The 15,057-nt window shown below is 25.0% G+C and carries 8 protein-coding genes and 1 riboswitch; of the genes, 2 read left to right on the top strand and 6 right to left on the bottom strand.

Annotated elements, in window-relative coordinates; genetic code table 11:
* Positions 1-140 precede the first annotated feature (140 nt).
* A complete protein-coding gene (locus I2A75_RS03155) occupies positions 141-1,253 on the bottom strand; it encodes a L,D-transpeptidase family protein (RefSeq protein ID WP_195263023.1) in 1,113 nt (370 codons plus the stop codon).
* Between the two features lie 323 nt (positions 1,254-1,576).
* Positions 1,577-1,677, top strand: a riboswitch (TPP riboswitch).
* Positions 1,678-1,738: 61 nt separating this feature from the next.
* Between I2A75_RS03155 and thiT the strand changes: the two genes are divergently transcribed.
* Positions 1,739-2,383, top strand: coding sequence for an energy-coupled thiamine transporter ThiT (gene thiT / locus I2A75_RS03150; protein WP_195263022.1), 645 nt, complete (start codon positions 1,739-1,741; stop codon positions 2,381-2,383).
* 196 nt (positions 2,384-2,579) lie between these two features.
* Here thiT and pulA read toward each other — a convergent pair whose 3' ends face one another.
* The 3 genes from pulA to I2A75_RS03135 form a co-directional block, all read right to left on the bottom strand.
* The gene (gene pulA / locus I2A75_RS03145; RefSeq protein ID WP_195263021.1) at positions 2,580-5,486 is read right to left on the bottom strand and encodes a type I pullulanase; all 2,907 of its coding nucleotides are present in this window, start codon (positions 5,484-5,486) and stop codon (positions 2,580-2,582) included.
* A gap of 353 nt (positions 5,487-5,839) precedes the next feature.
* The gene (locus I2A75_RS03140; RefSeq protein WP_195263020.1) at positions 5,840-7,900 is read right to left on the bottom strand and encodes a hypothetical protein; all 2,061 of its coding nucleotides are present in this window, start codon (positions 7,898-7,900) and stop codon (positions 5,840-5,842) included.
* Between the two features lie 14 nt (positions 7,901-7,914).
* Complete coding sequence (locus I2A75_RS03135) at positions 7,915-9,993, bottom strand: HAMP domain-containing sensor histidine kinase (RefSeq protein WP_195263019.1); 2,079 nt, start codon at positions 9,991-9,993, stop codon at positions 7,915-7,917.
* 330 nt (positions 9,994-10,323) lie between these two features.
* On the opposite strand from I2A75_RS03135, the gene I2A75_RS03130 reads away from it, so the two are divergent.
* Entirely contained in the window at positions 10,324-12,744 is a 2,421-nt protein-coding gene (locus I2A75_RS03130) for a family 10 glycosylhydrolase (protein ID WP_195263018.1), read from the top strand.
* 180 nt (positions 12,745-12,924) lie between these two features.
* Here I2A75_RS03130 and I2A75_RS03125 read toward each other — a convergent pair whose 3' ends face one another.
* Both I2A75_RS03125 and I2A75_RS03120 read right to left on the bottom strand, forming a co-directional pair.
* Complete coding sequence (locus I2A75_RS03125; RefSeq protein ID WP_195263017.1) at positions 12,925-13,938, bottom strand: sensor histidine kinase; 1,014 nt, start codon at positions 13,936-13,938, stop codon at positions 12,925-12,927.
* Positions 13,935-14,606 carry a response regulator transcription factor gene (locus tag I2A75_RS03120; RefSeq protein ID WP_195263016.1) on the bottom strand — a complete coding sequence of 224 codons (672 nt, stop codon included), beginning with the start codon at positions 14,604-14,606 and terminating at the stop codon, positions 13,935-13,937. Before I2A75_RS03120 ends, I2A75_RS03125 begins: the two co-directional genes overlap by 4 nt.
* Positions 14,607-15,057 lie beyond the last annotated feature (451 nt).

Below are 15,057 nucleotides of genomic sequence, written 5' to 3'. Positions count from 1 at the left end.
AATCTTCAAATTATAGATAAAATTTTCTTTACTTAACTACAGTAGATACAATAGACATTCTTAAGCCCTTAATCTTATGAATTAATTATAAAAAATAAATGGTTAGTAAATATAAAATTTATATTTCTAACCATTTATTTTTAATAACTATAAAGCTCATTATAGCTTAAAGCTAACATTATTTTAGGATTATCTCCAGGATTTATCCATTGTAATATTTCCTTCATCTTACTTTGCTCAACTGCTACGCATCCCCAAGTAGGAACTCCAACATCTACGTGCAAAAATATAGCAGAACTTTTACCGCTTATAACAGGATACCTATTATAATCAATCACTAACGCATATTTGTATGAATTACTATGCTCTATTAAATACTCAGCTGAATTCCATCGTCCATTTGGCTCTCCAAATTGCATTGTATTATAATAAGGAGAGTTAACATCATCTACCCAATATTCTGACCCATCTAAAACTCGATATGGAACTCCACTTCCTGGGTTTTGGGCAGCTCCAAAAGCTTCTGTTAAACTATATACTCCAGTTGGGGTGCATAAGTCCATTTCATAAACATCATTTGCAGATTTCATTCCATTTTCTCCAAGTCTTGCAAACATACTATCATATTCATACCATTTTCCATTACTATCTTTTTGCCATAATACTAACTCTGCTGTACTACCACCTGTACTTACTACTGAAATTATTTGTCTGGAATTTTGTGCAACAGAAGTATTTGCAATTTTAGGCTCATTATTAGTAGAAACTGGTTGTTGTACATTGGTTCCGTTGCTTATATTTGATGTATTGGATTTATTTACAATATCTTCTTTTTTAGCATCTTCTTTTACTTCTTCTTCCTTTTTTTCAGTTTCATCTTTTGATGCCAATTCTCTTTCATTTTCTTCTCTTATTCTTTCTTCTTCCGCATTTTTCTCTTCTTCTTCTTTAACTCGCTTTTCAACAGAAGATTTTAAATCACTCATCGTTTTTAAAGTCTCATTAGCTTCAATTAAATTTTTATCACTTATAGATTTATTAAAGCTTTCTTTTAATTTCATATAAAGTTCTTCTTCATCACTATTCATATTAGAAATTTTCAAAGAACTAAAAACTTTATTTACCTCTTCTATTTGCACATTTAAGTTTTTTTCTTTGCTAACCTTTACAAGGTAAGCTCCAGTACTGCCTAAAATAATAAGTGTTACTATAAGTAAAATACTTATTATCTTCATCTTTTTAGTTTTTATCATCTTCTTCCCCCATATAATAAATTTTTTTGTTTAAATGTATTATAATAAACCCATTTCTTATAATACATTATTTTTTATTCTAAATAAATAGTTGATTCTTACAAAATTATTTTTTTAAATCCTATTTACATATATTCTTTTAAAAGATTTATACATAAATACCTTTATTTTTACTATAAGTAACATTAATCATTTTATAAAGTTATATATGTATATATTTTTATATTAAATTTTACAAATCTTCTATATAACCAAAATATTAAAACAATTAAATATTGACTTTTATAGCAAATTTATGTAAGCTTTACTTATAAATTAAATAATTTAAGTGCTAGGGGTGCCTTTTGGCTGAGAAATGATAATTCATTAACCCTCTTTACCTGATCTGGATAATACCAGCGTAGGAAAGTCACGATGTACTTTTATAGGAATGATTATATCAAAGCTATAAGTATACCTCCTAGCAACTTTTAGGAGGTATTTTTATGGATATTTTTATTAACACATTAAAAGAAGGTTTTATTGAAATCTTGAAAAACCCACTTTCTTTAGCTACACTTATTGGTGTAATAATATTAATATTATCACTTATTAGATTTAAGAAAATTAATCTAGATGCTAAAATTATATCTAGAATTGGTATTGCTTTAGCTCTTGCTACAATACTTCATCTTATAAAGATTGTGGATTTGCCTAATGGTGCTGGAAGTATTAACTTAGGGAGTATGGTTCCTATTTTAATTATCGCCTTTATGTATGGTCCTGAAATTGGTATGCTTACAGGATTTTTATTTGGAATTATATATTTGATTATAAGTCCTTATATACTCCATCCAATTCAAGTTCTTTTCGATTATCCTCTTCCATTTATGGCTATGGGAATTGCTGGATACTTTAAGAATAAAAAACTCTTAGGTATTTTCGTAGGCATGTTTATAAGATTTATATTTCACTTTATATCAGGATTCTTATTCTTTGGACAATTTGCCCCAGAAGGTTGGTCTCCTATGCTTTACTCCTTACTTGCTAATGGATTAGTGGTTGGAGGTAATTTCATTGTAGTATTAATAATTACAGCATTGCTACCAATAGATAGAATCATTGAAAAAAGTAGCAATTTCACAATATGAATTTTATAAATCATTATAAATATTATATTTTACTGTATTTATTTAATTATATACTTATGCATTAAAAACTTATTCTTAGTAATGATTGAATATTTTTGTTAAATAGTGAATAATCGGTCAATTAAAAATGGAATAAGAGCTAATTATAATTAGCTCTTATTCCATTTTCTTCTCTAATTTCACTTGTATAAAACTACTATGAATATAAGACTAAAATTGAGTATGATTTCAACTTTGGCACTTCTGATGTTTTAACTGTCTTTATTATTTCTACTCCTGCTTTATTAAAATCAGCAATTATATTCCATTCCCCTTTTTTTGAAGCTGGTATATATTGATTTATATCATAGTCATCTATTGATGTTCCATTGTATACAACAATTAAATCATTAATATTTTGTTCTATATGGTTTAAATTTTTAAAATGCCATTTAATTACTCCAACCTTTTCTTCACCATTTAAAAAGCTAATTTCAATATTGTTTAACTCTTCTCTCTTTTCTAGTCTAAACGCTTTAAAATTCTTCCTAATTTCTATTAATCCCTTCACATAGTTAAATACTTCAATATATTTTGCTTTATCTCTCCAAAATATTGCATTTATATTATCAGGACTCTTATAACTGTTATGATCACCATTTTTCGTTCTTAATATTTCAGCTCCACCCTGTATAAATGGTATTCCTTGTGATGTTAATATTATTGCAAGCGCTAATATATTTCTTCTCACCAAATGATTTTCAAATATATTTTCTTCTTTAATTTTTCTATAATCTTTCTCTTTAATGTCAGGTGTTAAACTTTTTTCAATTTGATCCCAAAGAGTATAATTATCATGTGCATCTACATAATTTATACTTTCTCTTGGATAATATGTCAATGTATTTATAGATCCTTTTAACCCTTCTATTATGCTCCATGCTGTAGCTCCATCATGTTGACTTCCATTGACAAATCCATTAGATGGGTTATTATTTCCTCTTATAAAATCTCTAAAGGAATCATTAAATATGGAAAAATCTTCACCCCTTTGACTACCTTTATAAGTTCCATTTGTAAGTGATGACTCTCCACCTTTCCATGGCTCACCATAAATTAATATACTTTCATCTATTTTCTTACTTTCTTTTACAACTTCCTTCATAGTATCAATGTCTATTAATTCCATAAGGTCAAATCTTAATCCATCTATATTATAATCTTTTAACCAATGTTTTATAGAATCAATTATAAACTTTCTAACCATAGGTCTTTCGGTTGCTATTTCATTTCCACATCCTGATCCATTTGTAAATCTACCTCTATAATTAGTTCTAAAATAATATGCTGGAACTATATTATCTAAACTTCTTGTTTCCTGCATATGATTATAAACTACATCCATAACTACCCTTATTCCGTTTTTATGAAGATTTTTAATCATTTCCCTGAGCTCGATTATTCTCGAAATTGGATCATATGGATCACTTGAATAACTACCTTCAGGCGCATTGTAATTCTTAGGATCATATCCCCAATTTCTATTACCTTTTTTATTTGATTTTCTTTCATCAACTGAGCCAAAATCAAATACAGGTAACAGATGTATATGTGTTATTCCAAGTTCTTTTAAATGATCAATTCCTGTTTTTACAGTAATCTTTCTTTTCTTATCTTTATAAGAAGTTCCCTCTTTAGCTAATCCCAAATATTTACCTCTGATATTTTTATCTATTCCACTATCATCACTTATAGTAAAATCCCTTACATGTACTTCATAAATTACAGAGTCTTCTTTTCTTAAAAGCTGTGGTCTTTTATCACATAACCATCCAAATGGCATTGATTTTACATTATTTATATCTACTAAAAATCCTTTTTCTCCATTTATTCCTACTGATACTGCATAGGGATCTACTGCATAATTTATCTTTATATATTCTAATCCATTTCTATCTATATCCTTGAAATATAGTTTATATAGATAAAAGCTACATTCATTTTTTTTTCTACTAATCTCAGTAAAATAAGTTCCGCTTTTTTCATCTTTATCCATATGATATATGTTTTTTTCACTTTCATTAATATCATACCAATTTTCATATAAACATAAATCTACCTTAAATGCTGTAGGAGCCCAAATTCTTAAATATATATTTTCCTCATCATATACAACTCCCATATCAGTTCCATCATAATAATAATTATCTAAAAAGTTTCTCATGGTTACTTTACAAGGTAAAAATGTATTACTAGCCCTTATTTCAACTAAATCACTTGGTGATATTTTGGCATCTAACTTTTTAAACTCAACCTTTTTAAATAATTTATCAATTACATACTCGCAATTTTCTTTTTTAATTCCATTAATGTATAGATAAAATTTAGTACCATCCAAAGGAGTTTTAGATAAAAATGCTGTAATGCTATCTTTATTATCCATTATTGCAATTTCAATCCTAGGCTTTATATATTCAATTACATCTTCTAAATTTGTTATAATTTTATTTTCTCCATAAACTATATAACAATTTTTTATTCCTTTTGGTATTTCAAATGTTGCTGTTTGCTCAGACCAATCATTTCCCCAGTTATCTCCCCAGGCTTTTCTTCTTGCAATTATATTTTCTTCCCTCACAAATGCACATCTACCAAAATCACTTTTATTTTGTAACTCAACTGCATATGAAACTCCATGATTTGAAAAGCTCCATAAATCCCACTTGTATCCATTTCCAAAATAATCGCCATCATTTTTTATGAAATGTATTAATGTTCCTTCTACTTCATTTAAAATAATAGAAAACTCTCTGCAGGCTCTTTCTCCTGTAATTTTATCTATACAAGTTACTTTAAGAGAGTTTTTATTTCTTAATAGTTTACTTATTTTAATTATATTATTTGAAAGCGTGATATCTTTTCCTAAATAATCAATTGTCCAATAAACATCTCTTATTTCTTTTATTCCAAATATCGATTCTTTTAATGCTACTAATTGTATTTCCTCACCTAAAAAAAATACATTACTAGATGCTTTTATTTCTAATGAGTTAATATTATATATTTTATTAGAGTTGTTATTGTTTATATAATTATGTGTTATATTATCGCTATAGCTTATCATTCCTTCAACTCCTAAAACCTTGCTATTATATTTTATTCATATAAATAATTATTGCCCCTACTTGTTTCTTCTTAATCATTAGTAAAATTTATTTGATTCATAAAATAATATTATTAGACTTTAATTTTATACTTCACCATTCATGAACTTTTTCATTATATATCCTACTAATTCTTGTATTAATTTGATATTGATTTGTGAAGATCACTATGTTAATAATCCCAATAATTGTAATCAATATATAACTTACTTTAAATATAAAAATCAAAAAATAAAAACTATAGATATAATTTGTAGCTTACTTACATAAACATCAAATTCCTTTATAGTTTTTACTCATATCTTAATCCACACTATAATATTAAATCACAAAATTCAATTGCAACATTTAAATCATTTATTTGATAGTTTTCAATAGTCATATTTTTATTTAAATCTTGAAACATTAACTTTGGTAGTAATATTGTTAATTCATTTCCATGAGAATATTTATTATTAACATATACTTTTCCATTATGAAGCTCTAATAAAGATTTAGCTATTGATAAATTCTTAGCATAAAATTTAAATGAGTAACTGTTAATATTATTTCTTAATGAATTAAATATACAATTATCAACATCATTTCCATTATATTTAAATTTAATTTTTACATAACTTTTTGTCTCTGAAATGCTTATAAATATATCGGAATTTTCTACTGATACCATTAATGTATTTGAAATAATACTTAGTATTATTTTTTCAATTAAATTTGGATCACACTTTATAATTAATTCTTCTATTTCTGTATCAAATATTAAGTTATTATTTTGAAGACTTGCATATTTTACAGTTTTTGATACAATGTCTTCAACTAAGTAAACTATATTATAATTTTTAAATTCCACCTTTAATTCATCTGCATCTATTTTTACTGCATCAATTAAATTATTTATAGTTTTTAATACCTTTAAACAATTTTTTGTAACTACAGAATTGTATTTTAAATAATACTCCTTTAATTCACAACTCCCAATATTACTCATATTATCTATTAATTGAATACAAGAATAAATTGAGTTAATTGGTTCTTTTAAATCATACGACAATTTCGAAAAAAACTTTTCTTTTATCTTATCATATGACTTTAGTTCATTATATCTAGCATTTATTTTAGTTACTTTTTTTTCATTTTCTATATTAATATCCTTCAAAATCGAATTGATTCTTTTTGCAATTATTAATGCTTTTTCATAGTCACCATTATTCTTATAAGCTAATTTAATACCATTATAGCATCTTAAAGTATACCTAATATTGAATTTGTAAGAGCTTCTTAATGCATCATTATAATACTCTAATGCTTTTAAATAATCTCCTTCTGAAAAACTAATATCTCCTTTTATTATTATTATCCAATAATATATGTCAGAGAACTTAAAATTTTTCTTATACTTAATATAGGTTTCTTCACTTTCCCTAATTAATCCTTTAACTATAGATAGATTTTCCCTTTTAGATACATCTTCTGCTATTTCAAGCATTATTTTTCTACATATTAATATATTTACTTTAACCTTAAACTGCTGTTGCTTTCTCTTATCTAACTTCTTTAAGATTTTATTAATATAAGCAAGCAATACTTCTATATCTTTATTTATTTTCTTCTCATTTATATATATTTCAAATATCTCTATAGCTAAAGATAATTTTGTCATTATATTCAATTTTTTTTCATACGTTTCTATAGTTTCAATAATTATTTCTCTCGCATCAGATAATCTGTTATCAATTACATAAATATCTTTCAAAAAACAAACTGTAAATGCAATTTCATCATATTTATTATTAAGCTTTGCATATTTCATAGCTTCCTTAAACATATTTTTAGCCGATTCATAATCTTTTATATAAATGTACACTTCACCAAGACAAACATAAATATTAAATACATCTTCGTCTTTTAACAAAGTTATCATTTCCCTAGTTTTCTTTAAATATTTTTTTATATAATAATTTTCTCTTCTTTTTAATGCTTCAGTGTACATTGTTGATAAATATAGCTGAATTAAATAATAATATGACTTTTCTTCTATAAAAATTTCTTCTGCTAAATTAAAATATTTCTTTTGAAGATAACTTTCATTAAGATCAGAATAACACTTAGTCATATATAAAAATATTTTTCCTCTTTCATGTAAATCATTTATCTTATTGCTACTTAAAGTTCTACTAAAAAATTTAGCTGCTCTTTTTTTGTCTTTTTCTAAATAATAATAAATAGCTTTTGCATATTGTACATATTCATATTTTTTTTCTTCTTCTATATAGATTTGTATATTGTCCTTAACTTTTTGCAAATCTTTATTCCTTAATATATTTAAATATCCATGATCTACATCATTTATTGACTTAGCAAATAATCCATCCATTCCTATAACCCCTATTAATTATATAAATCATAAATATCAGATAATTCTACTGATATCTTTTCAACATTTAGTTTATATTCTTCTTTATATTTATTATTTTCCTCTATTAACCTATATTTAGGTAAACTTACCACAAATTCGCTTCCATCTTTATATTCTGTATTTAAATATATATTCCCATTCATTAAATCTAATAAGGATTTTACTAAAGATAAACCTATCCCACTTCCTTCGGTACTTCTATTTAATGACTTATCTACTTGAATAAATTTTTCAAAGATTTTCTCTTTCATTTCCTTAGGTATTCCAATTCCTGTATCTCTTACACGTATTTCTACATTATCTATTTTATTATAAATATTAACCATAATCTTACCATTTGCTGGAGTAAATTTTATAGCATTTGATAATAAATTCAATATAATTCTTTCTAGCATATAAGCATCACATTTTATTATTAGTTCTTCTATATCTGTATCAAATAATATTATTATTTTTTTTATTTCTACATATGGTGCTACTGAATTCGTAATTTTCTCTACTAAATCAACTATATTTATATTTTTAAAATTAGCTTCATAAATTCCTTTTTTTATTTTTGTTACATCTATAATATTGTCTATAAGTTTAAAACTCCTTAAGCAATTTTGTCTAATATTATTTTTATATTTTAAATAATACATCATAAATTCTTTTTCATCTTTATCTTTATATAAATTTAAAAGTTGCATTGACGAATATATTATATTAATTGGAGTCTTAAATTCATGAGAAATATTTGCAAAGAATTCACTTTTAGCCTTTTCTGATTCTTGTAACATTTCAAGATTTCTATACAGCTCTAAATACTTTTCTCTATATTTATTATTATCATATGAAAGCATTATTGAATTAGCTTTCTCCATATATTCCATAGCACATCTAAAATCACCAAGCTTTTCGTATGTTTTTGATAACCTTTCATATGTTTTTTCTATAAATCTATAACCATACTTTTGTGATAGTTTCGTTAAGTTATTATAATGAATTAATGCTGTTTTATACTCATTTAAATTATAGTATATATCACCATATAACATTTCTATATATAAATCAAAATTACTAAATCTAAAAGTATCACTATATTTTTCATAAATAGACTTTGCTTTATCTAATTCTTGCAGTATATACTTTCCCTTCTCCTTCATTTTAATAAAATATCTACACTTAAGAAGTATTAAATTTGCTTCAAATTGTTTTTTAGTTTTAATTGGTATTTTCTTTATATTTTCTTCAATTAAACTTATTAATGACTCTACCTTGTCCATATTTAAATTTAAGTCTATATATAATGTTGATAGCTCCATATAAATTGTTGTAATAATTAATAAAGATAAGTTATTTTCTTTGTTATTTATAATTTTATTATATAGCTCTATTGCATCTCTTCTTCTACCTATATATGTATATCCAACTGCTATATAATACATCAATAAAAATTGAATCTTTTTCAAATTATATTTTTTGGCTAATTTGTATCCTCTATTATATAAATCTATTGCTAGTTCATTATTATTTAGCTCTATAGAAAAAACTGATCCAACATTAAGATATTCTTCAGCTACCCAATATTCATCATTATTGTCTAATAAATCAATAGCTTTTTTTAATATATTTATTCCTTCACCCTTTTTTTCATTTCTGATAAATCTTGTTGCTACATTGATATATAAACTTACTAATTCTTCATATTTTTTTTCTGATGACAATGCTTTTTCCGCCAACATTAAATGAATTTTATATCCATTCATATTATTTTGAACTAAAAACATTTTTGTTAGCTCTGCATATATTTTCCCTGAAGATATCTTTTCAACATTTTTTATCAAAAACTCTTTTTCAAGATTTTCTATTGCATCATCTAACAAAATTTTATTCATATTAATTAAAGCTTTTAAATGATATGATTGCACTTTATCAATACTTTTTGAACCATCATCTACTTTTTCTAAAGCACTCATTGCACTTAAATAAGCCTTATTTATAGTATCTCTATTTTCTTTTGTTTCTCCAATATCCTGTATCTCATTAATTTCTTTTCTTAATGTTTTCATTTTATCCCCTTATAGCTACATATCAAATTAAATACATCCCAATATACTATATTATAGCTTTTACACTAAAATTTAACAATATTTTATTTAATTTTATTTAATATTTAGATGAAATTTAATTAATTTATTTATATTTATTGAAGTTTAGGATTATTTTTCAAATTAATAGTATATTTTTGAAAATATATTTCTCTTTTTAAAATATATCTTGAAACATTTTATCTCTTGGGTTACAATTATACTATCTTGTAAATGTTTCCATTTAATCTGATTTTTAATTTAATTCTATATTAATATTAAAATTATTAAAATTCATTTAGGAGGGGTATTATGAATAAGAAAAAAGCTTTGACATTATTTTTACTTGCTAGTATCTCTAGCCAAGCGATAACTTGGCAAAATTCATTTGCATCAGTAAATGAATCACCATTATTCAACTTCAAATCCTATGATTTTACTACAATGGATGCAACTTATGATGAAAACACACCTGTGTACCTTTATAAAAATGGTCCTAAGGTAACTATTCCTGATACGTTTGTTAGTCCAAAAGAACAATTTAGAACAGCTTGGCTATCAACCGTTGTAAATATTGATATTTCTGATGTCACTAGTGATCCAAACCTTTCAGCTGAAGAAGAATTCAAAAATGAACTTTCTTCGATTCTTGATAGATTTGAAGAGCTAAACTTAAATGCAGTTACTTTTCAAGTTAGTCCTATGCTTGACGCTTGGTATCCATCAGATATAGCACCTTGGTCTCAATATCTTCATAAAGGTGGTACTAGCTATACATTTCAAGGCAAAGACCCTGGTTTCAATGGTTTTGATCCATTAAAATGGCTAATTAGTGAAACTCATAAAAGAGGTATGGAATTCCACGCATGGTTTAATCCATATAGAGTTACTAACACTGTTGATAAAAGGTCTATAACAGAGAAATTGAATGAGCTTTCAGAAAGTAATTTTGCAAGAAAAAATCCTCATTTAGTTTACGAATTTCAAAACAAATTATTTTTAGATCCTGGTAAACCAGAAGTTATTGATTATGTAGTTCAAAGAGTAGAAGAAGTTGCTAGTAAATATAACGTAGATGCAATTCATTTCGATGATTATTTTTATCCATATAAATATAGTGAAAATGGTAAAGATATATACTTCTATGCTCAAGATTTAGATAAACAAACATTTTTAAATTATAATAGAGGGTTTGGTGAATACACTATTGAAAATGCTGCTAAATGGAGAGAAAATAATATTAACCTTCTTATTAAATCAATAAAAGATAAAATAACAAACATCAATATAATTAATAATAGATCAATACAATTCGGTGTTTCACCATTTGGAATATGGGGACATGCTGAGAACTATCCTGAAGGCTCTAATACACCTACTGGATCAACATCAAGTCTTAGAGACCAATTTGCTAATACGAGAAAATGGGTTAAAGAAGGTTTGGTTGATTATTTAACTCCTCAAATTTATTGGGCTTTTAACACCGCTGCTGCTCCATATGGAGAATTACTACAATGGTGGGATTCTCAATTTGAAGGAGTAAGTAACTCTCATCTTTATATTGGACATCCTAATTATAAATATATCGATGCATCTTGGGATAATAACTTTAAAAACCCATATGAAATAGCTAACCAATTAAGATTCAATCAAAAATTTGAAAACGTTAAAGGAAGTGCATTCTTCTCCTTTGATAAATTGTTGCCTAAATCAGTTACTACTCCTGGAGATAAATTTGATATATTAAATCATTCTAATGATATTTTAGAAAAGAGCTACTTAAACTTACCAGCAAATGTTCCAGGAAAACCTTGGCTTGACAAATTAGAAACTACCCCTGTTACTAATATCAAATATGAAATAAAAGATAATACTATTAAATTAAGTTGGGATGATACTAATGCTGATAGTAAATTCTATTGCATTTATAAACAAGAAGGAAACCTAGATACAATTGATATCACTAATCCACAAAATTTAATTGTTAGAAAAGGTATAGAATCCGGAAAAGAATTTATTGATACATCTATTGAAGCTAATAAAACATATACTTATGCTGTTACCATAATAGATAATGCCTCAACTGAAAATGAAGCCAAAATATTTAATAAAGTTGTTTTAGATAATGAAAATGCTGCTTTACCTATTATAGAGGCAATTAACAAAATTCCATCATTAGATATATTAACATTAGAGCATGAATCCCTTGTTACTTCTGCAAGAACTCTAGTTACAGCTTTAAATAATGATTCCTATGTTACTAATTTAGATATATTAATTGCTGCTGAAGGCAAAATATCTGAACTTAAGTCAGAAAAAGTTAAAGAGGAACAAATAGCAAAAGAAACTGCAGCTATTTCAGCAATAGACAAGCTTCCAATTTTAGAAAATATAACTTTATCAGATGAAGACTCTATTAAAGATGCAAGAAAATTAGTTACTATTGCAAATAATGATTCAGCAATAACAAACTTAGATAAACTGGTAAAAGCTGAAGCTAGAATTAAAGAATTAAAAGAAAATTCTAATACAAATCCTGAAAACAACAATAATAACAACAATAATAACAACAATAATAATAATCATAACAATAATAATAATAATAATAATAATAATAATAATAATCAAGGCAGTAAACTTCCAACTACAGGAGGAAGAAATTCATCAATATTATTGAGTTTTGCATCAATGCTTACCATAGCTGGCGTCACTTTATTTAAGAAAAATAAATAATAAAAACATATTAATCCTAGCAAGTTTTTCTTGCTAGGATTAATTATCCTTATACCTTATTTATTCTTCTTTAAAATTTATTGAATTTGTAGTTAATATATTTATAATATAAAATTCATTTATAAAATATATTATGATTATATAATAGTTCTACTTTATATTTTTATATTTTTATATGTTCTATTGAAATAATGTAAATTTTCCCAACGGGAAAATTATTTCTACCTTTGTACCAACGTTTTCCTTTGATTCTAATTTAATTCCTAAACCTAATTTTTTACATAGACTACTACATAAATATAATCCTATCCCTGTTGACTTTCCATATATTCTACCATTTTCTCCTGTAAATCCTTTTTCGAAGACTTTATCTATATCTCTTTGATTTATACCTACTCCATTATCTTCTATTATTAATGAATTACTGTTTTTATTAGACTTAGTATATATGGTTATTTTTCCTCTTCCCTTTTGTGAATACTTAATTGAATTTCCTATAATCTGATTAATAATAAAGCTTATCCATTTTATATCACTAAATATCATTATATCTATTTCTTTAAGATCTAATATTATTTTTTTATTTATAAAATCTCTTGAATTATTTCTTATTGCTATTTTAACAGCTTCTGATAAATTAAACTCTTTTATAATATAATCCCTGCTCACATCATCGCTTTTCGAATAATATAATACTTGTTCTATAAACCCCTCTACTTTTTTTATTTCATATGATATTTTTTCTGCAATTTCACTTTCACTATTTTCTAAAATTAATTTAGTTGAAGCAATTGGAGTTTTTATTTCATGAACCCAGGTTTCAATATACTCTCTATACTCTGCTTGTTTTTCTTTGTAATATTTAACATTTTCGTTCATATTTTTATTTGTTTCCTTTAAGACATCATAGACTATTTTTCCTTCTAAAAATTCAGGTTCTTCGATTATTTCAGGAAGTAAGTATTTCTTATCTAAGTTTTCCAATACAGAAATCATATTTTTATAGAAGCTATTTTGTTTAAAATATTCTAAAAAAATATTTATAAATAAAGGAAATATCCAAGTTAAAAATATTAATACTATAAACCAGTTATTAACACGTGCTACAAACAAAATTATAGATACAAGTATAAAAAGAAAAATATTTATTATTATTATAGCTCTTCTGTCCTTTATATAGTCTAATATATTCATGGCATTATATATCCTAATCCTCTTCTTGTTTCTATAATATTATTTAATCCTATTTCTTCAATCTTTTTTCTTAATCTAGTTACATTTACCGAAAGAGTATTATCATCTAAAAACAAATCGGATTGCCATAATGCATCCATTAATGCATCTCTAGAGACAATTTTACCTTTATTCTTTATTAAATATGCTAAAATCTTCAATTCATTTTTAGTCAGTTCTATAGTATTTGACTTATATGATATACTCCCATTTGCAAGATTTAACTTCAAATCCCCATAACTAATTATTTCATCATTGCTACTTTTTCCATAACTTCTTTTTAATATTGCTGATACTCTAGCAATTAGTATTTCAGTATTGTAAGGTTTTGTTATGAAATCATCAGCACCTAAATTCATACTCATAAGCTCATCAACTTGGCTATCTCTACTTGTAACAACTATTATAGGAACATCTGATTTTTTTCTAACTTCCCTACAAATATAATATCCATCATAAAGAGGAAGATTAATATCAAGTAAAATTAAACTTGCATTACTTTTATCAATATATTCAATTATATTTTCAAAAGAATCTGGAGTTTCAACTTCATATCCATATCTTTCTAAATATGTCTTAAGCTCTTCTCTTATAGATTCTGAATCTTCAATTATAACAATCTTATACATTATTTCACCTCTATACTAAGTTTTTATTTTATATATTCTTAAATCAATCTCATAAATAATTAATACTGATAGCTATTGATATTTAGTATAATTATTTAAGTAATGGCATAATTGAAATCATATGTTTATTATATACCAAATCCTACTATTTATCACACAGTCCACACAGTCATATCATTTTACTATAGAACCTATATATTTTCAAAAAAATAGGGCTGTATCAAAATGAATTTTGATATTATCTGATAAAAAGGAACGTTTTAATTTGAACTTTCCTTTTTGTGCATATATAAATAATAGATAAAAATTTCTATTTATGTTTTAAAACCGTCTTTAAGTAAGTAAAATCAATGGTTTAAAAGGGGCTCGCGTTTTAAACTGATACCTATAGACTAGACACTTAAATAAAAGGGTTTATGGCTATAGGTATTTTTTATATAATTAAATAAAT

The organism is Clostridium sp. 1001275B_160808_H3 (genome assembly GCF_015550425.1).
In the GTDB taxonomy this organism is placed as follows: domain Bacteria; phylum Bacillota; class Clostridia; order Clostridiales; family Clostridiaceae; genus Clostridium.
This window is presented reverse-complemented; position numbering and strand designations above follow the sequence as displayed.

What these genes read in the sequence shown, in the direction of transcription:
- I2A75_RS03155 (WP_195263023.1), bottom strand. Translation starts at nt 1,253, where the DNA reads ATGATAAAAACTAAAAAGATGAAGATAATAAGTATTTTACTTATAGTA.
- thiT (WP_195263022.1), top strand. Translation starts at nt 1,739, where the DNA reads ATGGATATTTTTATTAACACATTAAAAGAAGGTTTTATTGAAATCTTG.
- pulA (WP_195263021.1), bottom strand. Translation starts at nt 5,486, where the DNA reads ATGATAAGCTATAGCGATAATATAACACATAATTATATAAACAATAAC.
- I2A75_RS03140 (WP_195263020.1), bottom strand. Translation starts at nt 7,900, where the DNA reads ATGGATGGATTATTTGCTAAGTCAATAAATGATGTAGATCATGGATAT.
- I2A75_RS03135 (WP_195263019.1), bottom strand. Translation starts at nt 9,993, where the DNA reads ATGAAAACATTAAGAAAAGAAATTAATGAGATACAGGATATTGGAGAA.
- I2A75_RS03130 (WP_195263018.1), top strand. Translation starts at nt 10,324, where the DNA reads ATGAATAAGAAAAAAGCTTTGACATTATTTTTACTTGCTAGTATCTCT.
- I2A75_RS03125 (WP_195263017.1), bottom strand. Translation starts at nt 13,938, where the DNA reads ATGAATATATTAGACTATATAAAGGACAGAAGAGCTATAATAATAATA.
- I2A75_RS03120 (WP_195263016.1), bottom strand. Translation starts at nt 14,606, where the DNA reads ATGTATAAGATTGTTATAATTGAAGATTCAGAATCTATAAGAGAAGAG.